The sequence below is a fragment of the Xanthobacter sp. ZOL 2024 genome, from assembly GCF_052932325.1.
The window spans coordinates 1,877,290-1,896,419 of record NZ_CM128808.1 but is presented as its reverse complement, the minus strand read 5'-3'; the positions used below and the strand labels follow the sequence as shown (position 1 = coordinate 1,896,419).

17 protein-coding genes are annotated in these 19,130 nt (G+C 69.2%); 9 read left to right on the top strand and 8 right to left on the bottom strand.

The genetic code is table 11. From position 1 onward, the window contains the following. Positions 1-15 precede the first annotated feature (15 nt). The 4 genes from ACU4E7_RS08830 (at position 16) to ACU4E7_RS08815 (ending at position 3,596) form a co-directional block, all read left to right on the top strand. Positions 16-537 (top strand): hypothetical protein, encoded by a 522-nt coding sequence (locus ACU4E7_RS08830; protein ID WP_238122115.1) that lies wholly within the window; start codon positions 16-18, stop codon positions 535-537. Between the two features lie 74 nt (positions 538-611). Further along, the gene (locus ACU4E7_RS08825) at positions 612-1,463 is read left to right on the top strand and encodes a chorismate mutase (RefSeq protein ID WP_447021289.1); all 852 of its coding nucleotides are present in this window, start codon (positions 612-614) and stop codon (positions 1,461-1,463) included. 64 nt (positions 1,464-1,527) lie between these two features. Next, positions 1,528-2,658 carry a histidinol-phosphate transaminase gene (gene hisC / locus ACU4E7_RS08820; RefSeq protein WP_238122117.1) on the top strand — a complete coding sequence of 377 codons (1,131 nt, stop codon included), beginning with the start codon at positions 1,528-1,530 and terminating at the stop codon, positions 2,656-2,658. Continuing rightward, positions 2,655-3,596: a prephenate/arogenate dehydrogenase family protein gene (locus ACU4E7_RS08815; RefSeq protein WP_447021288.1), complete on the top strand. Its 942-nt coding sequence runs from the start codon at positions 2,655-2,657 to the stop codon at positions 3,594-3,596. Before hisC ends, ACU4E7_RS08815 begins: the two co-directional genes overlap by 4 nt. A gap of 32 nt (positions 3,597-3,628) precedes the next feature. Here the strand turns inward: ACU4E7_RS08815 and ACU4E7_RS08810 are convergent, their stop codons facing one another. From ACU4E7_RS08810 to galU, 5 genes are all read right to left on the bottom strand, one after another. Beyond that, positions 3,629-4,573, bottom strand: a complete 945-nt coding sequence (locus tag ACU4E7_RS08810; RefSeq protein ID WP_238122119.1) for a helix-turn-helix domain-containing GNAT family N-acetyltransferase — start codon at positions 4,571-4,573, stop codon at positions 3,629-3,631. A 42-nt stretch (positions 4,574-4,615) separates the two neighbouring features. After that, on the bottom strand, positions 4,616-8,095 hold the full coding sequence (locus ACU4E7_RS08805) for an indolepyruvate ferredoxin oxidoreductase family protein (protein ID WP_447021287.1): 3,480 nt from the start codon (positions 8,093-8,095) through the stop codon (positions 4,616-4,618). 258 nt (positions 8,096-8,353) lie between these two features. Continuing rightward, positions 8,354-9,382, bottom strand: a complete 1,029-nt coding sequence (locus ACU4E7_RS08800; protein ID WP_447021286.1) for a nickel/cobalt transporter — start codon at positions 9,380-9,382, stop codon at positions 8,354-8,356. Further along, entirely contained in the window at positions 9,379-10,014 is a 636-nt protein-coding gene (locus ACU4E7_RS08795) for a DUF1007 family protein (RefSeq protein WP_238122122.1), read from the bottom strand. The genes ACU4E7_RS08800 and ACU4E7_RS08795 overlap by 4 nt, the downstream gene beginning before the upstream one ends. Before the next feature lie 103 nt (positions 10,015-10,117). Then, positions 10,118-11,002 carry a UTP--glucose-1-phosphate uridylyltransferase GalU gene (gene galU / locus ACU4E7_RS08790; protein ID WP_447021285.1) on the bottom strand — a complete coding sequence of 295 codons (885 nt, stop codon included), beginning with the start codon at positions 11,000-11,002 and terminating at the stop codon, positions 10,118-10,120. A gap of 300 nt (positions 11,003-11,302) precedes the next feature. Here galU and ACU4E7_RS08785 point away from each other — a divergent pair, with 300 nt between their 5' ends. Next, positions 11,303-12,616 carry a lytic murein transglycosylase gene (locus tag ACU4E7_RS08785; protein ID WP_238122124.1) on the top strand — a complete coding sequence of 438 codons (1,314 nt, stop codon included), beginning with the start codon at positions 11,303-11,305 and terminating at the stop codon, positions 12,614-12,616. A gap of 60 nt (positions 12,617-12,676) precedes the next feature. Here the strand turns inward: ACU4E7_RS08785 and ACU4E7_RS08780 are convergent, their stop codons facing one another. Together ACU4E7_RS08780 and ACU4E7_RS08775 are read right to left on the bottom strand one after the other, a co-directional pair. Beyond that, positions 12,677-14,083 carry an ATP-binding protein gene (locus ACU4E7_RS08780; protein ID WP_447021284.1) on the bottom strand — a complete coding sequence of 469 codons (1,407 nt, stop codon included), beginning with the start codon at positions 14,081-14,083 and terminating at the stop codon, positions 12,677-12,679. 4 nt (positions 14,084-14,087) lie between these two features. Then, a complete protein-coding gene (locus tag ACU4E7_RS08775; RefSeq protein WP_447021608.1) occupies positions 14,088-14,825 on the bottom strand; it encodes a response regulator in 738 nt (245 codons plus the stop codon). A 181-nt stretch (positions 14,826-15,006) separates the two neighbouring features. On the opposite strand from ACU4E7_RS08775, the gene ACU4E7_RS08770 reads away from it, so the two are divergent. The 4 genes from ACU4E7_RS08770 to ACU4E7_RS08755 all read left to right on the top strand — a co-directional run bounded on the left by ACU4E7_RS08770 (position 15,007) and on the right by ACU4E7_RS08755 (position 17,766). Further along, positions 15,007-15,321, top strand: a complete 315-nt coding sequence (locus ACU4E7_RS08770; RefSeq protein WP_238122126.1) for a hypothetical protein — start codon at positions 15,007-15,009, stop codon at positions 15,319-15,321. A gap of 101 nt (positions 15,322-15,422) precedes the next feature. Then, complete coding sequence (locus tag ACU4E7_RS08765) at positions 15,423-15,668, top strand: cysteine rich repeat-containing protein (RefSeq protein ID WP_238122127.1); 246 nt, start codon at positions 15,423-15,425, stop codon at positions 15,666-15,668. Positions 15,669-15,707: 39 nt separating this feature from the next. Further along, positions 15,708-16,544 (top strand): sterol desaturase family protein, encoded by an 837-nt coding sequence (locus tag ACU4E7_RS08760; RefSeq protein WP_447021283.1) that lies wholly within the window; start codon positions 15,708-15,710, stop codon positions 16,542-16,544. Positions 16,545-16,620: 76 nt separating this feature from the next. Beyond that, positions 16,621-17,766, top strand: a complete 1,146-nt coding sequence (locus ACU4E7_RS08755) for a hypothetical protein (RefSeq protein ID WP_447021282.1) — start codon at positions 16,621-16,623, stop codon at positions 17,764-17,766. A 12-nt stretch (positions 17,767-17,778) separates the two neighbouring features. On the opposite strand, the gene hslU is transcribed toward ACU4E7_RS08755, so the two are convergent. Further along, positions 17,779-19,089: an ATP-dependent protease ATPase subunit HslU gene (gene hslU, locus ACU4E7_RS08750; RefSeq protein ID WP_238122130.1), complete on the bottom strand. Its 1,311-nt coding sequence runs from the start codon at positions 19,087-19,089 to the stop codon at positions 17,779-17,781. Positions 19,090-19,130 lie beyond the last annotated feature (41 nt).

Sequence of the window (19,130 nt, the reverse complement as noted above, 5' to 3'; positions counted from 1 at the left end):
TATCGACCGCCGGCCATGGACAATCTCTTCCGCCTGCTGCTGCGCCTCATCCTGGTGCCCCTCGGCTATCTGGCCGCGGTGGTGGCGGGTTCGGCGGTGATCCTGGTGGGCGAGTGGCGCATCGGCACCCTGTTCCAGGCCGGCACGCCCGATGAGGCGGCGCTGGGCGCCTTCGTGGCCATCGTGGTGGCCGGCTTCGTGCTGGTGCTGCTGGTGTCCATGATGTGGCTGGTGGCGGCGGTGGGCATCCTGTTCTCGGAGCTGTTCGCGGTGCGCTCCTGGATGTTCCATGCCGCCAATGGCGTGGTCTCCGCCTGGATCGGCACCCAGCTGTTCGCCTCCGACGCGGAAGTGAACGCCGCCGCCCACGACCCCTTCTATGTGATCGCCGCCGGCCTCGCGGGGGGCCTCGTCTACTGGCTGGTGGCGGGCTCCAGCGCCGGCTTCTTCAAGCCGGTGCTGCGCTCCGCCGCCGAACGCGCCGCCCGCCGGCTGCCCCCACCCGAGCCACCCGCCGGACTGCCGCCGGCCGCCTGAAGGGGCCGCGCCGACCAACATTCCTTTGATTCTCAGCCGCGTTCCCGCTAAGCCTCGCGGCGAGCCGGCTGACCATGACACACTCTTCCGCACCCCCTGCTTCCGCATCCCCCTCCCTCGCCGATCTGCGATCCGAGATCGATCGCATCGACGAAGCCATGCACCGCCTCCTGATGGAGCGCAGTGAGATCATCGATCGCCTGGTGCAGGTGAAACGCACCCAGGGCGCCGAGGGCGGCTCGGCCTTTCGCCCGGCACGCGAGGCCGAGATGATGCGCCGGCTGGTGGAACGCCACCATGGCCTGCTCCCCCTCGATACGGTGGAGAGCATCTGGCGCGTCATCATCGCCACCTTCACCTATGTCCAGTCGCCTTATGCGGTGCATGCCGATCTCGCCGTGGGTGAGCCGGCCATGCGCGACAGCGCCCGTTTCCACTTCGGCTTCACCGTGCCATTCGTGCCGCACATGGGCGCGGCGGGGGTGATCGAGGCGGTGGCCGCCTCCAAGGGCGATCTCGGCCTGCTGCCCGCCGCCATCGGCACCCTGCCCTGGTGGACCCAGCTGGAAGGGGACGGCGCGCCCAAGATCATCGCCCGCCTGCCGTTTGTGGAGCGGGCTGACCACCCCGCCGGCCTGCCGGTGTTCGTGGTCTCCCACCCCATCGCCGATGCGGCGGTGCGCGAGGTGCGGGTCTATTCCCTCCGCGTCTCCGGCTGGAGCGCCCGTGCCGGCCATGCCCTGCCGGCCTTCGCCGAGACGCTGCTGGCGCCCGACGAAGCCCTGGACGGCGCCGCGCTGCTGGTCTCGCTGCCCCCCGGCCACCAGGTGGACGAGGTGCTGGACGCCGTGAAGGGCGCCGGCGCCGGCATCCGCGCGGTGTGCGAGGTGGGCAGCCACGCCGCCATCCATAAAGTGAATGTGTGATATGCCTCTGCCCCCGGCGGCCATCGCGTGGCCGCGGGGACCTGTGTTTGTGGAGTGACCTTCGATGTCCGCCGTGCCGAAAGACGTTGTCTCCCCCTCGCGCCCGCAGCCGCGTCCTGGCGTTCTCGCCATCGACGCCTACGTGCCGGGCAAGAGCCACGCGCCGGGGGTGGACAAGGTCTTCAAGCTCTCCTCCAACGAGACCCCCCTCGGCCCCAGCGCCAAGGCGGTGGCGGCGTTTGCCGAGGCCGGCCTCAACCTGCAGGACTATCCCGACGGCGCCTCCCAGGTGCTGCGCGAGGCCATCGCCCGCGCCTATGGGCTTGATGCCGATCGCGTCATCTGCGGCGCCGGCTCCGACGAGCTGCTCAATCTGGTGACCCACACCTTCGTCGGTCCCGGCGACGAGGTGGTGTATTCCCAGCACGGCTTCCTGGTGTACCGCATCGCCACCCTGGCGGCCGGCGGCGTGCCGGTGGTGGCCCCCGAGCGCAACCTCACCACCGATGTGGACGCCCTGCTGGCGGCGGTGACCGAGCGCACCCGGGTGATGTTCCTCGCCAATCCCAACAACCCCACCGGCACCTACATTCCCTTCTCCGAGGTGAAGCGCCTGCACGCCGCGCTGCCGCCCCACGTGCTGCTGGTGCTGGACGCCGCCTATGCGGAATATGTCCGCAAGGACGATTACGAGACCGGGCTGGAGCTGGCGCTCACCAGCGAGAACGTGCTGATGACCCGCACCTTCTCCAAGATCCATGGCCTCGCCGCCCTGCGCATCGGCTGGGCGGTGGGATCGGCCCATGTCATCGACGCCATGAACCGGGTGCGCGGGCCGTTCAACATGAACACCCCGGCGCTGCTCGCCGGCGCCGCCGCCATTCTGGATGCGGAGCATGTGGAGAAGTCGGTGGCGCACAATGCCGCGTGGCTGCCCTGGCTCACCCGCGAGATCGAGGCCCTCGGCCTGAAGGTGACCCCCTCGGTGGCCAACTTCCTGCTGATCCACTTCCCGGACACCCCCGGCCGCACCGCCAAGGAGGCCGACGCCTTCCTCACCAAGCGCGGACTGATCCTGCGCTCGGTGGCGTCCTACGGCCTGCCCCAGGCCCTGCGCATGACGGTGGGCACGGAGGAGGCCAACCGCCTGGTGGTGGACGCCCTCAGGGACTTCCTTGCGGGGAAGCCGGCGTGAGCGCCGTCCTGTTCGATCGGCTTGTGGTCATCGGCGCGGGCCTCATCGGCTCGTCCATCGCCCGCGCCGTGCGTGAGAAGGAGCTCGCCACCACCGTGGTGGTGGCCGACAGCGACACCGCCGTGTGCGCCCGGGTGCGCGAGCTCGGCTTCGCCCATGAGGTGACCGAGGATCTCGCCGCCGCCGCCACCGGCGCCGATCTCGTCATCGCCTGCGTGCCCGTGGGCGCCTCGCGGGCGGTGGCGGAACAGGTGGGGCCGTACCTCAAGCCCGGCGCCATCCTGTCCGACGTGGGCTCGGTGAAGGGGGCGGTGGTGGAGGCCATGGCGCCGTTCGTGCCGGCCCACGCCCATCTGGTGCCGGCCCATCCGGTGGCGGGCACGGAGTTTTCCGGCCCGGATGCGGGCTTCGCCAGCCTGTTCGAGAACCGCTGGTGCATCGTCACCCCGCCGGAAGGGGCCGACGAACAGGCGGTGGACCGCCTGAGCGGCCTGTGGCGCGCCATGGGCGCCAATGTGGAGCTGATGAGCGCCCACCACCATGATCTGGTGCTGGCCATCACCTCCCACGTGCCCCACCTCATCGCCTACAACATCGTCGGCACGGCGGCGGAGCTGGAAGAGACCCTGGCCTCCGAGGTCATCAAATTCTCCGCCGGCGGCTTCCGCGACTTCACCCGCATCGCCTCCTCCGACCCCACCATGTGGCGCGACGTGTTCCTCTATAACCGCGATGCGGTGCTGGAGATGCTGGGCCGCTTCACCGAGGACCTGACCGCCCTGCAGCGGGCCATCCGCTATGGGGACGGCGACGCGCTGTTCGACCATTTCACTCGCACCCGCGCCATCCGCCGCTCCATCATCGAGCTGGGCCAGGAAACCGCCGCCCCCGACTTCGGCCGCCGCGCCGCCGGCAAGCCCCGGCACGAGCAGAGCTGAACCGCCCGCGCCAGCACCCGCGCGCGAGCAACTCAGGCGGGTTCCACGCCCGGTGGAGGCGCCAGGGGCTTCTCGAACCAATGGTGAGCGTAGGGCTCGCGATTGAAGGGCGCCACCTCCACGAAGCCGCTCGCCCGGTACAGCGCCTGCGCTTCCGTCAGCGTGCGGTTGGTCTCAAGGCGCAGAAGGGAGACCCCGGCCCCGCGCGCCGCCTCTTCCAATCGCGCGAGGATGCGGCGGGCCACGCCGAGGCCGCGGGCCGTGGGCGCGACCCACATGCGCTTGATCTCTCCAACTCCAGCATCGTGGAACCTGATCGCGCCGCAGCCCACCGGCCGCGCCGCCATGCGGGCCAGCACCAGGGCGCCGTGGGGCGGACGCATGTCTTCCAAAGCGATGGGATTGCTGCGCGCGGGATCGAACCCGCCCTCGAAGCGTTCGGCAAGGTCCCGTACATAGGCCTCCAGACACCAGCGGGCATCGGCCCCTGCCGGATCCTCCACCACGATCCTCAGGTTGCCATGAAGACCCGCTAGCCGGCCGGACTGGGCCAGCAAGTGCTCCACCTCGGCCATGGCCGCCACCAGCCTCGCCCGCTGGGGTGGCGCCAGAGGCGCGAGCAGGTCACGGGCCAAGGTGTCGGAGAGGCGATCATAAGTGTCGCGCTCCGCCCGGCCGGCGGAGGTCAGGGCGACACAACGGACCCGCGCGTCATCCGCCCGGCGCCGCACCGCCACCAGCCCCTGCCCTTCCAGGGCACGGAGCAGACGGCTCACATACGCGGAATCGAGTTGAAGACGCGCGCGCAGCTCCCGCACGTCAACGCCATCCGGCGCATCCGGTCGCCCGATCTCGAACAGCAGCCGCGCCTCGCCCAGCGGGCGGCCGCGCTGCAAATAGCTGTTCTCCAGCGCCCCCACCCGCTGCGTCACCAGCCGGTTGAAGCGGCGCACCTGATTGATGTGGCCTGCCTGCATTTTCTGACTTTAGTCAGATAACTTCACCTCACGCAAGGCGGCCTATTCCGCCGCCTCCGCGCGCAGCGCCGGGGGCTCGCGGAAGCGGGCGAGCAGGGCGGCTTCCTCGGCTTTGGCGGCGGCAAGGCTCTTCGCCTTCACCGGGCCGAAGCCGCGGATCTTCTCCGGCACCGAGGCCAGCGCCACCGCCAGCCCATGGCTGTCAGCCTCCAGGCGCCGGGCGATCTCCGCCAGCAGCGTCTCGTATTGGGCGATCAGCCCCCGCTCGGTGCGCCGCTCCTCGGTGTGGCCGAACGGGTCGAAAGCGGTGCCGCGCAGGCCCTTGAACCGCGCCAGCACCCCCAGCACGCGCATCATCCAGGGGCCGAAGGTGATTTTCTTCGGGACGCCGGTGGCGGGGTCGAAGCGCGCCAGCAGCGGCGGAGCCAGGTGGAATTCCAGCTTGCGGGCGCCATCGAAGGCGGCATCGAGCTGCGCCGCGAAGGCGCCATCCACATAGAGCCGGGCCACCTCATACTCATCTTTATAAGCCATCAGCTTGAACAGGTTGCGCGCCACCGCCTCGGTCAGCTCCGTGTGGCCCGGCAGCTTGGCCGTCTCGGCGGCGCGGACCGTCTCCACGGCGGCGGCATAGCGGCGGGCATAGGCCGCGCTCTGATAGGCGGTCAGCTCCGCCACCCGGCGGGCGATCACCTCATCGAGGCTCTCCGACAGGCGGCGCGCATCGCTCACCGCCCCCTTGGGCTGGGCCAGAGCCTCCACGGCGGCGGGATCGGCGGCGGCGCGCCGGCCCCAGCGGAAGGCGGCGGTGTTCATGGCCACCGCCTCGCCATTCAGCTCGATGGCCTTCTCCAGCGCCGCGGCGGACACCGGCAGCGCACCGAACTGATAGGCATAGCCCACCATGAAGATGTTCTGGGCCAGCGCATTGCCGAACAGGGCGGTGGCGAGCCGGCTCGCCTCGATGAAGTGGGTATTGGCCGCCCCCGCCGCCTCGGTGATGGTGCGCTTGATGCGCGCCGTGGGCAGAGAAAAATCGGCGTTGCGGGTGAAGTCGCCGGGCAGCACCTCGTGGGTGTTCACCACCACCAGGGTCTCGCCGGGCTTCACCGCCGCCAGCACCTTCTTGGTGCCCGCCACCACCAGATCGCCCCCCAGCACCACGTCGGCGCCGCGCGCCGGCACGCGGATGGCTGTGATGTCGGCGGGGTCATGGGCGAGGCGGATGTGGCTGTAGACCGCGCCGCCCTTCTGGGCGAGGCCGGCCATGTCGATCATGCCGCAGGCCTTGCCTTCCAGATGCGCCGCCATCCCCAGAATGGCGCCGATGGTGACGACGCCGGTGCCGCCCACACCGGTGGCGATGATGGAATAGGTGCCGTGGATCTGCGGCAGCACCGGCTCCGGCAGATCCGCCGCCTCGGCGCTGCGATCCGCCGACGCGCCGGCCACCTTCTTCGGCTTCGCCCCGTGCACGGTGACGAACGAGGGGCAGAAGCCGTTCACGCAGGAGAAATCCTTGTTGCAGGAGGACTGGTCGATCTCCCTTTTGCGGCCCCACTCGGTCTCCAGCGGCTGCACCGAGACGCAATTGGATTTCACGCCGCAATCGCCGCAGCCCTCGCACACCCGCTCGTTGATGAGCACGCGCATATCCGGATCGGGAAAGGCGCCCCGCTTGCGGCGCCGCCGCTTTTCCGAGGCGCAGGTCTGGTCATAAATCAGCACGGTGACGCCGGGGATGGCGGCCAATTCCTTCTGCACCGCATCCAATTCATCGCGATGATGAATGGTGAGCCCGCCCGGCCAGACCGTGTTGGGCGGGTATTTGCCCGGCTCGTCGGTCACCACCACCACCCGCTCGGCGCCTTCCGCCGCCACCTGGCGGGCGATAACGGGCACGGTGAGATCACCGTCGTGGCGCTGGCCGCCGGTCATGGCCACCGCGTCGTTGTAAAGGATCTTGTAGGTGACGTTCACCTTGGCGGCGATGGCGGCGCGCAACGCCAGGTAGCCGGAATGGTTATAGGTGCCGTCTCCCAGGTTCTGGAACACATGGGGCCGCCGGGAGAACGGCGCCTCGCCGATCCAGTTGGCGCCCTCGCCGCCCATCTGGGTGAAGCCGGTGGTCTCCCGGTCCATCCACTGCACCATGTAGTGGCAGCCGATGCCGGCATAAGCGCGCATGCCCTCGGGCACCCTGGTGGAGGTGTTGTGCGGGCAGCCGGAGCAGAAATAGGGAATGCGGGTGGCCACATCCGCGGTCGCCGCCAGCGCCTTCTGCGCCTCTTCCAGCTGCGCCACCCGCGCCGCAATGTCCGGCAGGTCGCCATAGGCGAGCAGCCGCTTGCCCAGAGCGATGGCGATGTCGTTGGGATCGAGCGCCCCCTTTACCGGGAACAGCCAGCGGCCCTCTTCATCCTTCTTGCCGATGCATCTGGGCTGGTTGGCGGTGCCGTACAGCTCCTCGCGCACCTGCACTTCGATGAGCGAGCGCTTCTCCTCCACCACCATGATGAGGTCGAGGCCGCGGGCGAACTGCATCAGCCCCTCGGTATCCAGCGGCCAGGGGCAGCCCACCTTCCAGATGCGCAGGCCCAGCGCATTGGCCCGCACCTCGTCGATGCCCAGTTCATCCAGCGCCAGGCGCACGTCCAGATAGCTCTTGCCGACGGTGGCGATGCCGATGCGGGCCTGGGGCCCACCGGAGGTGATCATGCGATTGAGGCCGTTGGCCCGCAGGAAGGCCACCACCGCGTCGCGCTTGAACTCCTGCAGCCGCTCTTCCTGGGCGATGGGGGTATCGCCCAGGCGGATGTTGAGGCCACCCGGCGGCATCACGACATCCGCAGGGGTGAGAATGTTCACCCGGTCGAGCCGTCCATCGACAATGGCGGTGGATTCGATGGTGTCCTTCACCGCCTTGAGCCCCACCCAGGCGCCGGAGAAGCGCGAGAGGGCCCAGCCGTAAAGGCCGTAATCGATGATCTCCTGCACCCCGGCGGGGTTGAGCACCGGGATCATCACATCGACGAAATGGAACTCGCTCTGGTGGGCGGTGGTGGAGCTTTCGCAGGTGTGGTCGTCACCCATCAGCGCCAGCACGCCGCCATGCCGGGAGGTGCCGGCATTGTTGGCGTGGCGGAACACGTCGCCGGAGCGGTCCACCCCCGGCCCCTTGCCGTACCACAGGCCGAACACCCCATCGAACCGGCCCTCGCCCCGCAGCTCCGCCTGCTGCGAGCCCCACAAAGCGGTGGCGGCAAGGTCCTCATTGAGGCCGGACTGGAACTTGATGTCGTTGGCGGTGAGCACCTTCTCGGCGCGCAGGAACTGCTGGTCGAGCCCGCCCAAGGGCGAGCCGCGATAGCCGGTGACATAGCCCGCGGTGTTGAGGCCGGCGCGGCGGTCGCGCGCCTTCTGCATGAGGGCGAGGCGCACCAGCGCCTGGGTGCCCGAGACGAACACGCGCTCCTGCGAGAGGTCGTATTTGTCGTCCAGACGGACCGCGTTCAAAGCCATGGGGCGCCTCCGGCCGACTCATTCTTGAGGCCGCCTGGCAGCGCCGGAAGGTACGGGTCTGCCGAAAGGGGCGGCCCTGAGCCGTTCAACCTTAGGCTGACACGGAGTGTCGCACCCGGCAATTTCGTTGTTCCAACTCCAAACGCAACGAAATTGCCTCAAAGCGCGGCATGACGCATTTTGGTGCAATGCAGGATGGTTTTGGGCGGCAATGCAGCGTGGATGCGGGCGCAGATCCCGCATCGCAGCAGACGCGGATCAGCCGGGCAGCAGCCGTTCGCTTTCCAGATAGCCGGTCAGCAGCGCCAGCCCGAACAGCATCACCAGCACCGCCGCGCCAAGCTCCACCGTGCCGCGCACCAGCTCCGGCCAGCGCCCATCCACACCGGCGAGCCGCACCGCCAGGCGCTTGCCATAGACCGCCAACGCGGCGATGCCGGTGACGGTGAGCGCCGTGCCGAGCCCCATGGCGAAGGCGGACATGACGCCGCTCATGAACACGCCCTGGGACAAAGCAAAGGTGAGCACCAGGATGGCGCCCGAGCACGGCCGCGCGCCGGCGGAGACCACCGCCACCGCCATGCGGCGCAGCCCGCCCTGCCCCGCAAGCAGGGCGGGATCAGGCGCATGAGCATCGCCGCAATCGCAATCGGCGGCATGGATGGCGTCGCCCCGCACCAGCGCCAGCAGCCGCCGTCCCTTGGTGAAGGCGAGATAGGCGCCGAACAGCGCGATGCCGCCATAAGCGGCGATCTCCACCACGTTCATGGCCCGGGCCATGGAAACGGCGGTGGCGCCGAGCAGCACCGCCAGGATGCCGACGAAGGCGATGGCCGCCACCGCCTGCACGAGGCCCGCCGCCAAGGCGAGGGCCGCGCCGCGGCGCAGGGTGCCGCCATCGGCCAGCAGATAAGAAGAGATCACCGCCTTGCCGTGGCCGGGCCCCGCGGCATGGAACACCCCATAGGCGAACGACAGGCCGGCCAGCAGCCAGGCCCCATGGCCATCGGCCTTGGCCGCGCGCACCGCCTTGATGAGGGCCTGATAGAATTCCGCCTGGCGGGCGATGATATAGCCGCCGATGCCCGACGGCGGAGGGGCGGAGCCGAGCCCGAACGGCGTCGGCTTGGCGCCCGCGGCGCCGAAGGCCTGCGCGAAGGCGAATTCGGGGTAGAGCAGCAGCGCCAGCAGCAGCACCGCCCCGGCGCAGCCGAGCGCCACCAGCACAGCGGTGAGAAGCCAGCGCAGGGGCGCCCCCGCGCCGCGAACGGGCGCATCGGCGCTCACGGGCACTTCACCGTGATCTTATCGGCATATTGGGCGCCGAAATTGCTCGACGCGGTCAGGCTGGAAAAGAAGCTCTCGCTGAGCTGCATGGTCTGCGAGCGTTCCGGCGACACCACCGCCTTGATGCAGCCGGCGGGGGCATCCACCAGCGTCACCGGATCCTTCTCCCGAAAGCCGAAGGACACGAAATAGGTGGGGTCGTAGATGTCGATGGACAGCGTGCCCTTGGCCGGCAGCGGCTTCACCAGTGGCAGGGTGAAATGCAGCGTCAGCACGTCGTTGTCATAGGTCAGGTAATAGTCGGTCGGATCCTTGAAGGCGAGCTTGGCCGTCGCCGACTTGGCCGTCACGAAGTAATCATACTCCTTGAGGGAGGTGACGTTCACTTCGGCCAGCGGCTTCAGCACGTCGTCGCCGTAGGTGCCGTTGTTGGTCTTGTCGAGCCCCTGCAAGGCGAAGGCGCTGAACGCCTCGTCGAAGGTCCAGGCCTGCTTGAGGCCGGTGAACTGGCCCTGGGCGTCGTAGACCACCTCGGTGGACATGGTGACCCACACGTGCGGATGGGCCAGCGCCGACCTCGGCGCGGCGACCCAGAACGCCAGCGCGGCCGCCAGCAGCGCGAATCGGACCATGAGTGCTCCCGTTCCATCCTCACCGCAGCTGTGGCCGACGAAGGCGACGGAATGGTGGCCACCCGTCGCCTCCGGCCCCGGTCACTGCGCCGTCACTGCACGGTCACTTGCGGTCCAGCACCTGCCCCAGCGCGACACGGAACTCGTCCTCGATGTCGGGCCGCGACAGGGCATAGGCCACATTGGCCATCAGGAAGCCGATCTTCGAGCCGCAATCATAGATCGCGCCATCGAAGGTCACCGCATAGAACGGCTCGCTCTCCTTCAGCTTCAGCATGGAATCGGTGAGCTGGATCTCGCCGCCGGCGCCCTGCCCCTGCTTGGCCAGCAGATCGAAAATGGTGGGCTGCAGGATATAGCGGCCGGAAATGGCGAGGTTGCTGGGGGCGGTGCCGGGCTTGGGCTTCTCCACCATCTGGGTGATGGCGTGGGCCTTGCCGTGCACGGCACCCGTGCCGACGATGCCGTACTGGAAGGCCTGGTCCTCCGGCACCTCATAGACCGCGAGCACGTTGCCGCCGGTCTCGTCATAGGCTTCCACCATGGAAGCGAGGCAGCCCTTGCCGTCCTTGGCCATGTGCAGCATGTCCGGCAGCAGCAGCGCGAACGGCTCGTCGCCGATGATGTCACGGGCGCACCACACCGCATGGCCGAGGCCCAGCGGCAGCTGCTGCCGGGTGAAGGAGGTGGTGCCCGCCTTCGGCGTATCGCGATCGAGCTGCTCCAGCTCCTTCAGCTTGCCGCGCTCCTGCAGGGTGCGCTCCAGCTCGAACTGACGGTCGAAATGGTCCTCGATCACCGCCTTGTTGCGGCCGGTGACGAAAACGATGTGCTCGATGCCGGCGGCCCGTGCCTCGTCCACCACGTGCTGAACCACGGGACGGTCCACCACGGTCAGCATCTCCTTCGGCACCGCCTTGGTGGCCGGGAGAAACCGAGTGCCGAGTCCGGCCACGGGCAAAATCGCCTTGCGAATGGGCTTACGCATCAAGATGTCCGCCTTGATCCTCCGGAAGCGCCGCTCCCGGCCTTGGGTGCCACGCACCTATCATCGGGAATACGGGCTGAAATCTGGCGCGCCGTGGTTGATGTTTGCCTAACGGCATCGAAATCGTCATGCGGCCATGGGCGCGCCGCCCTCCAGCCGGGCCCACGCCCTGCAAAAGGCACAAATTGCTGGCCCTTGTTAACCTCGGCTCAACCGTCTTGCCTGCCCACTAACGCACGACACATCGCTTTGGCTCCTGCGGCTGCCGTAACGGCAGATGAGATGACGAGGGTTCGCGTAATGGCTTCACCGATCACCAAGAGCGCCCTGGGCGCGGTCCTGGCACTCGCGGCTGTTGCGCTGATCACGCCGGCCCGCGCCCAGGCCCAGACCACCGGCTCCATCTTCGGCGGCTTCACCGCGCCGCAGCCCCAGGCGACCGGCGGCGGCCATCCGTTGATGACCCCCCAGGCCATCGCCCAGGCGCAGGCCAATTTCCCCAATTGCATTGCCTCCATGTGGCCCCTGGCACAGTCCAAGGGCGTGTCGCGGCGGACCTTCGAGCGCTACACCAGCCGGCTCGAGCCCGACATGAAGATCATGGACTATCTCGACAGCCAGCCGGAATTCTCCAAGCCCACCGGGGCCTATGTGGAAATGCTGGTGAGCGACTGGCGGGTGAAGAAGGGCCGGGAGATCCTGGCCCGCTACAAGCCCATCTTCGATCAGGTGGAAAAGGCCTATGGCGTCGACCGCTATGCGGTGGCGGCCATCTGGGGCATCGAATCCACCTATGGCGACCCCAAGGGCATCGGCAGCCGCAACGTGCTGGTGTCCACCGCGACTCTGGCCTGCATCGGCCGGCGGCAGGACTATTTCCGCGACGAGTTCATCGCCACCCTGCAGATCCTCGACAAGGACGACGTGCCGTATGACCACCTGAAGGGGTCGTGGGCGGGCGCGTTCGGCCCCACCCAGTTCATGCCCACCTCGTTCCAGCGCTTCGCAGTGGACTTCGACCGCGACGGCAAGCGCAACGTGGTGGATTCCATCCCCGACATCATTGCCTCCACCGCCAACAACCTGAAGCTGGACGGCTGGGAGTTCGGCAAGGCCTGGGGCTATGAGGTGGTGCTGCCCAAGGGCTTCGACTACCGCTACGTCAATCGCACCTTCAAGCAATCGCTCGGCCAGTGGGCGTCGCTGGGCGTGGCCCGCCCGGGTGGCAAGGGCTTTCCCCGCGCCTCCGACCAGGCCTTCCTGCTGCTGCCGGCGGGCGCCAACGGCCCAGCCTTCCTGATGCTGGGCAATTTCAACGCCATCTTGAAGTACAATCCGGCCGATGCCTACGCCCTCGCCATCGGCCATCTGGCCGACCGGCTGCGCGGCGGCGGACACTTCGCCCAGGCCTGGCCCAATGAGGAGCGCGGCCTGTCCAAGGCGGAGCGGCTGGAGATCCAGGGCCGGCTGAGCCAGATGGGCTACGACATCGGCAATGTGGACGGCATCCTTGGCCAGAAGACCAAGAGCGCCATCCAGGACTTCCAGGTGCGCAAGGGCCTGCTGCCGGACGGGTACCCCGACGTCGCCCTGCTGCAGCAGATGCGGCGCTGACCGACCACTGACGCTTGTCCGACAAGGCCCCCGGCACCCATGTGCCGGGGGCCTTGTCGTTCAGGCCGGCCCCTCACCCAACGCCAGCGCCGGCAGCAGCACACGCACCTGCGCGCCACCGCCGGGGCGATCGGCGATGATGACCTGGCCGCCATGCCCGGCCACGATCTGGCGCACGATGGTGAGGCCGAGGCCGGCACCGCCGCTGTCCCGGTTGCGGGACGGCTCCAGGCGCTGGAACGGCTCGAACACCAGCTCCCGCGCCGCCGGCGGAATGCCCGGTCCGCGATCCTCCACGCGCAGTTCCACCGTGTCCCGACCGGTGAACAGGCTGATATCCGCGCACCCGCCGTAGGCCAGGGCATTGCCCACCAGATTGGCGACCACCCGCGCCAGGGCGCCGGGTGCGCCACGCACCAGATGCGGCGTGTCGGCACCGGTGAGCCGCACCGGCGCGGGCCGCGGCTCTGCAGCCCCGTCGGCCTCCCGAACCTTGGCCTGCTGGGTCTGGCGGGCCTCCAGTTCGGCGCGGGCGAGCACCGAGAGATCCACCACCTCGTCCGAGGCGCCCGAAAAGGTGGCCCGGGCATAGGCCAGCGCGTCGTCCACCAGAGCCTGCATGCCGTCGAGATCGGCGTTCGCCTTGGCCACATGGGGATCGGCCGGCAGCAATTCCAGCCGCAGGCGCAGGCGGGTGAGGTAGGTGCGCAGATCATGGCTGATGGCGCCCAGCACCAGGGTGCGGGTGCGCACCAGATCGGCGATGCGGGCCTGCATGACATTGACGGCACGAATAACCGCCCGCACGTCCGGCGCGCCCCGCTCGGGCACCGGCTGCACCTCCAGGGCGGCGCCGAACCGGTTCACGGCGGCAACGAGCGCGGTCAAGGGGCGCATTTCCCGATGCACCGCAAGCAGCGCCGCCAGAGCCACCAGGAAACCGAGAACGCCCGCCAGCAGCCCCACCGGCAGGCCCAGCAGCCGCACGGTGAGATCACCGCCGGCCAGGATCTCCAGATACCCCCCGGACCGCAGCGCGACCACCGCCTGCAGTCGCGCGCCGGACAATTCGCCGAACCGACGCACCGGCTGGCCGCCATTGCGGTCGGAGCCGATGATCGTCACGGCGATGAGCCGCCCGTCATCGGCACCGATCAGCGCGCGCAGCCGGCGCTCCACCGTCTGCAGCAGCAGTGGCGTGTGAATGGCCGGCGGGGTCTTGAGATAGCGCGGCAGAAAGCCGGCGCTGGTGGTGGCCTGCAGCGCCAGGTCCCGCTGGGCCGGATCGATCTGGTCCACCAGCCGCACCACCGCCGCGATCTGGCCCATGAGCGGCAGGAACGTCGCGCTGGCGGCGTCGGCCCCGCGCCGTTCCATCATGTAGGCGGCCAGCATCAGCACCTGGGCGGCCACCAGGGCCACCAGCATGATCAGCGCGATGCGCGCGCCAATGCCGAAGCGGAGCATGGGCCTACAGCACCCGCACGTCCGCGGCGAACAGATAGCCGCCGTTGCGCACCGTCTTGATCAGCTGGCCCGCCTCGGCGTCCACCTGGCTCAGCTTGCGCCGCAGCCGGCTCACGGACACGTCGATGGTGCGGTCGAACGGATCGGCATTGCGGCCCCGGGTCCAGTCCAGCAGCTGATCGCGGGAGAGGATGCGTTTCGGCCGCTCCACAAAGCAGGTGAGCAGCTCGAATTCCGCCGAAGTCAGCTCCACCCCCCCACCGTCGGCATGGCTGAGGCTGCGGGCATCGAGATCGGCCAGGAAGCCGGCAAACGCCACCCGGCGGGTGGCGGGCGCCGCCACGGTGCCGTCGGCGCGCCGCAGCACCGCCCGGATGCGCGCCAGCAGCTCGCGCGGGTTGAAGGGCTTGGGCAGGTAATCGTCGGCACCCATCTCCAGCCCGACGATGCGATCCACCTCGTCGCCCTTGGCGGTCAGCATCAGAATGGGCAGCCCGCCGCGCGCCCGCAGCCGGCGGCAGATGGACAGCCCGTCCTCGCCGGGCAGCATGAGGTCGAGCACCACCAGATCGGGCCGAGTGCCGGCCAGCAGACGGTCCATGGCGCCGCCGTCCTCGGCGACCAGCACCGCAAAGCCCTCGCGGGTGAGAAAATCGGCCAGCAGGGATCGGATCTCGCGATCATCCTCCACCAGCAGCAGGGTGCGGGCGTGTGACGCGGTCTGGGACGACGAAGGCAACATGGCGCCAGTGTCGCGGGGCTTGCCGCCGGCTTCAATACGCATGGTGCCGCCGGTTACAAAACGTTACAGCGCGCCGCCGCCCTGCAATCCGTCGGCAACGGGGCGCCGCCATCGTCCTCCCCATCACAGCGCGGCTCCGCCCTGAAGCCCCCGTCCCACCGGCGCCGCGCAGGAGATGAAGATGAAGCGCGCCGCCCTGTCCCTCACCGTCGCCGCCCTGCTGTCCCTGGCCGCCGCCTCCGAAGCGTCGGCCTGGAGCCGCTCCGGCACCGTCACCACCGCACGGGGCACCGCGACCGCCAGCGGCTCCGGCGGCTGCGCGGCCGGCACCTGCTCCCGCAGCGTCCAGGTTACCGGCGCGGCCGGCGCCAGCGCCACACGGTCGGGCTATGCCACCCGCACCGGCACCGGCACGCTGTCCTACGGCCGCACCACCATCGGCCCCGCCGGCACCAGCATCACCCGATCCGGCTCGGTGAGCGTCACCCCAAAATGACGCCATCGCGGGCGCCGGACCGTGGCGAGCCGCCCCAAAGCCACGGTCCGGCGCGTTCCGCCAGCCTGAGCCACCCCTTCCGTCCCCACTGGAGTGCTCCGATGATCCGTACATCCTTCATCCTCTTCGCCGTGAGCGGCACCCTGCTCGCCACCCCGGCGCTGGCCCAGTCCATCGCCGAACTGCAGAAGGCCTGCGGCGCCGACATCAAGGCCCTGTGCGCCGGCGTGCAGCCCGGCGGCGGACGCATCAAGCAATGCATCATGGAGAAATCCGACCAGATCTCGCCGGCCTGCAAGACCGCCCTCGCCACGGCCGCCCAGGCCCGCGCCAACGCCAAGCAGTGAGCCTGGAGCGGGGCGGAACCAGCGCCGGAGGGCCGTAAGGTGATCTCCTTGTTTTCCAGCTCTGCCGGCAACGGCGCGGGCCTCGGCGCGGGCCTCGCCCTGCTGCTCATGCTCGGCGAATACCTGATCCTGCGCCGACACGGCGCCGACAGCCATGATGCCCGCGAAGCCGCCGCCTCGCTCGTCATCGCCACCGGCAACAAGGTGATCGGCGTCGCATCGGCCGGGCTGTTGGCGGTACCGGTGCTGTTCGTCTCCCAGCACCGCCTGTTCGACATCCCCATCGAGGGCCCGCTGCGTGCCGGCCTGCTGTTCCTGGCGGTGGACTTCACCTATTACCTCCACCACCGCGCCATGCACCGGGTGCGCTGGCTATGGGCGAGCCATGCGGTCCACCATTCCGCGCGCCGCATCAACCTGACCGCGGCGGTGCGGCTGGCCTGGGGCGGACCTTTGACCGGCGGCCTCCTGTTCTATCTGCCGCTGGTGGCGCTCGGCTTCCCGCCCCTTGCCGTGTTCGGCATGCTGGGTCTCGGCCTCGCCTATCAATTCCTGCTGCACCTCTCGCGCCCGCCGCATCTGGGCCCCCTGGAATGGGTGCTGAACACGCCGCGGCACCATCGGGTGCACCACGCCTCCAACCCGGATTGTCTCGACCGGAACTTCGGCGGTGTGCTGATCGTGTTCGACCGGCTGTTCGGCACCTTCGCCGAAGCCCCAGGGGCCGAGCCCCTGCGCTTCGGCCTCGCCGGCACCACTGTCCCCGCCAACCCCTTGAAGATCGTGGTGGTGGAATGGGCCCCCATGCTGCGCGACGCCTGGCGCGCCCGCGGCGTCCGGGCCCGCCTGCGGATCCTGTTCGGCCCACCCGCCTGATCGCCGACACGACACCCCTCTTGCGGCATCCCCTCCTCTCTTGCGACCCTGAGGCGAGCTGCCGTAGGAATCCCCCATGTGGCTCGACGACCATCGTCCCTTCACGCACGAGGCCCCCGCATCGGAGCGGCGACCCGCCGACAAGGCGTATCAGCCATTCAGCATCGGCGCGGTGGACATTGCGGGACACGCCTGCCCCGTGACCGAGGAGATCGGCGGCTACCTGCCCTTCGGCCGCCTGCGCACCTTCTCCCGCGCGCCGGCGAATGCCGTGGCGGCGCAGGGCGCGCGCCGGCGGGTGCTGGTGGTGGCGCCCATGGCGGGGGGCTTTCCCTTCCTCATGCGCGATCTGGTGGTGGCGCTGCTCACCATTGCCGATGAGGTGGCCATCACCGACTGGCCCGATGCCCGCCATGTGCCGCTTGAGGCCGGCCGCTTCGGCTTTGCCGAAAACGCCCTCGAAACCACGCAGATGATCCGGGCCCTGGGTCACAAGACCATGCCCTTCACCCATGTGGTGGGGGTGTGCCAGGGGGCGGTGCCGGCCCTGGTGGGGTCGCTGCTGCTGTCGGAGCTGGGGGCGCCACCGGCCAGCCTGACCCTGGTGGGCGGGCCGATCGATCCCTCGCGCAACCCCACGCGACTGTGGCGCATGCTGCAGGGCCGCTCCCTGGAGGCCCTGCGGCAGGAGGTGCTGGAGGCCGTGCCGCCGCCATTCGCCGGCGCCGGGCGCCTGGTGTTTCCCGCCTGGCGGCAGACCGACACCTTCGCCCTCTACCTCTGGCGCCAGACCATGAGCGGCGGCCGGCTGCCGCTGCAGCTGGCGTTCGACGAGGGCGCCGATCCCTATCGCTTTCCCCTGGCCCGCCTGTGCTGGACCTTGATGGACGTGCCGGGTGACTTCTTCATGGAGAATGTGGCCACCATCTTCTGCGCCAATGCGCTGGCCCGCGGCACCCTCGACATCGCCGGCCACCGGGTGGAGCCGGCGCGGCTGGAGCGCACCGCCCTCCTCACCGTGGAAGGGGATGAGGACGACATTTCCGCCCTCACCCAGACCGAGGCCGCCCATGACCTGTGCGCCAACGTGCCGGAGGCGCTGCGCCGGCATCTTGTGGTGCCCCGCGCCGGCCATTTCGCCCTGTTCTACGGCCGCGCCATGCGCACCCACATCATTCCCGCCCTCGCCGACATCATGGCCGCCGGCGAAGGCGCACGCTGAACCGGCAACCGTTCAGAGGATGTAGCGGCTGAGATCGGCGTTCTTGGCGAGATCGGCGACCCGGGTGCGCACATAATCGGCGTCCACCACCACCGCTTCGCCCGAGCGATCGGGCGCGGTGAAGGAGAGATCGTCGAGCACCCGCTCCATCACCGTCTGCAGGCGGCGGGCGCCGATATTCTCCACCGTGGCGTTCACTTCCACCGCCACGTCGGCGATGGCCTCCACCGCATCAGCCGTGATGGTGAGGGTGACACCCTCGGTCTCCATCAGCGCCACCGACTGCTTGACGAGGCTCGCCTCGGTCTCGGTGAGGATGCGCACGAAATCGGCGCGGGTCAGCGCCTCCAGCTCCACCCGGATGGGCAGGCGGCCCTGCAGCTCCGGCAACAGGTCAGACGGCTTGGAGACATGGAAGGCGCCGGAGGCGATGAACAGGATGTGGTCGGTCTTCACCGGCCCGTGCTTGGTGGAGACGGTGGTGCCCTCGATCAGGGGCAGCAGGTCGCGCTGCACGCCCTCGCGGGAGACATCGGCGCCCGAGCGGCCCTCGCGGCCGGCGATCTTGTCGATCTCGTCCAGGAACACGATGCCGTTGTTCTCCACCGCGTGGATGGCATCCTGCACCGTGGCATCCTGGTCGATGAGCTTGTCGGCCTCTTCATTGAGCAGCAGCGGATGGGCCTCCTTCACCGTCACCCGGCGCGGCTTGGCGCGGCCACCGAAGGCCTTGCCCAGCATGTCGCCCAACGAGATGGCGCCCATCTGTGCCCCCGGCATGCCGGGGATCTCGAACATGGGCATGCCGGCGGAACCCGCCTGCACCTCGATTTCCACTTCCTTGTCGTCCAGCTCGCCGGCCCGCAGGCGCTTCCGGAACGCATCGCGGGTGGCGGCGGAGGCGTTGGCGCCCACCAGAGCGTCGAGCACCCGGCCTTCGGCGGCGAGATGGGCTTTGGCCTGCACGTCCTTGCGCTTCACCTCGCGGGCAAGGCCGATGGCCACTTCCACCAGATCACGCACGATCTGCTCCACGTCGCGGCCCACATAGCCCACTTCCGTGAACTTGGTGGCCTCCACCTTGATGAAGGGGGCGCCGGCCAGCCGGGCGAGGCGGCGGGAGATCTCGGTTTTGCCGACGCCGGTGGGGCCGATCATCAGGATGTTCTTGGGCAGAACCTCCTCACGCAGCTTGTCGTCCAGCTTCAACCGGCGCCAGCGGTTGCGCAGGGCGATGGCCACCGCCCGCTTGGCATTGGCCTGGCCGACGATGTGGCGATCGAGCTCGGAGACGATCTCGCGGGGGGAAAAGTCGCTGCTCATGGGAAAAAAGGCTTCCGTTGGAAGGGCCGGACCATCGGGAC

Excerpts from the sequence above, each read along its gene's own strand:
- ACU4E7_RS08830 (WP_238122115.1), top strand. The coding sequence starts at position 16 with ATGGACAATCTCTTCCGCCTGCTGCTGCGCCTCATCCTGGTGCCCCTC.
- ACU4E7_RS08825 (WP_447021289.1), top strand. The coding sequence starts at position 612 with ATGACACACTCTTCCGCACCCCCTGCTTCCGCATCCCCCTCCCTCGCC.
- hisC (WP_238122117.1), top strand. The coding sequence starts at position 1,528 with ATGTCCGCCGTGCCGAAAGACGTTGTCTCCCCCTCGCGCCCGCAGCCG.
- ACU4E7_RS08810 (WP_238122119.1), bottom strand. The coding sequence starts at position 4,573 with ATGCAGGCAGGCCACATCAATCAGGTGCGCCGCTTCAACCGGCTGGTG.
- ACU4E7_RS08805 (WP_447021287.1), bottom strand. The coding sequence starts at position 8,095 with ATGGCTTTGAACGCGGTCCGTCTGGACGACAAATACGACCTCTCGCAG.
- ACU4E7_RS08795 (WP_238122122.1), bottom strand. The coding sequence starts at position 10,014 with ATGGTCCGATTCGCGCTGCTGGCGGCCGCGCTGGCGTTCTGGGTCGCC.
- galU (WP_447021285.1), bottom strand. The coding sequence starts at position 11,002 with ATGCGTAAGCCCATTCGCAAGGCGATTTTGCCCGTGGCCGGACTCGGC.
- ACU4E7_RS08785 (WP_238122124.1), top strand. The coding sequence starts at position 11,303 with ATGGCTTCACCGATCACCAAGAGCGCCCTGGGCGCGGTCCTGGCACTC.
- ACU4E7_RS08780 (WP_447021284.1), bottom strand. The coding sequence starts at position 14,083 with ATGCTCCGCTTCGGCATTGGCGCGCGCATCGCGCTGATCATGCTGGTG.
- ACU4E7_RS08775 (WP_447021608.1), bottom strand. The coding sequence starts at position 14,825 with ATGTTGCCTTCGTCGTCCCAGACCGCGTCACACGCCCGCACCCTGCTG.
- ACU4E7_RS08770 (WP_238122126.1), top strand. The coding sequence starts at position 15,007 with ATGAAGCGCGCCGCCCTGTCCCTCACCGTCGCCGCCCTGCTGTCCCTG.
- ACU4E7_RS08765 (WP_238122127.1), top strand. The coding sequence starts at position 15,423 with ATGATCCGTACATCCTTCATCCTCTTCGCCGTGAGCGGCACCCTGCTC.
- ACU4E7_RS08755 (WP_447021282.1), top strand. The coding sequence starts at position 16,621 with ATGTGGCTCGACGACCATCGTCCCTTCACGCACGAGGCCCCCGCATCG.
- hslU (WP_238122130.1), bottom strand. The coding sequence starts at position 19,089 with ATGAGCAGCGACTTTTCCCCCCGCGAGATCGTCTCCGAGCTCGATCGC.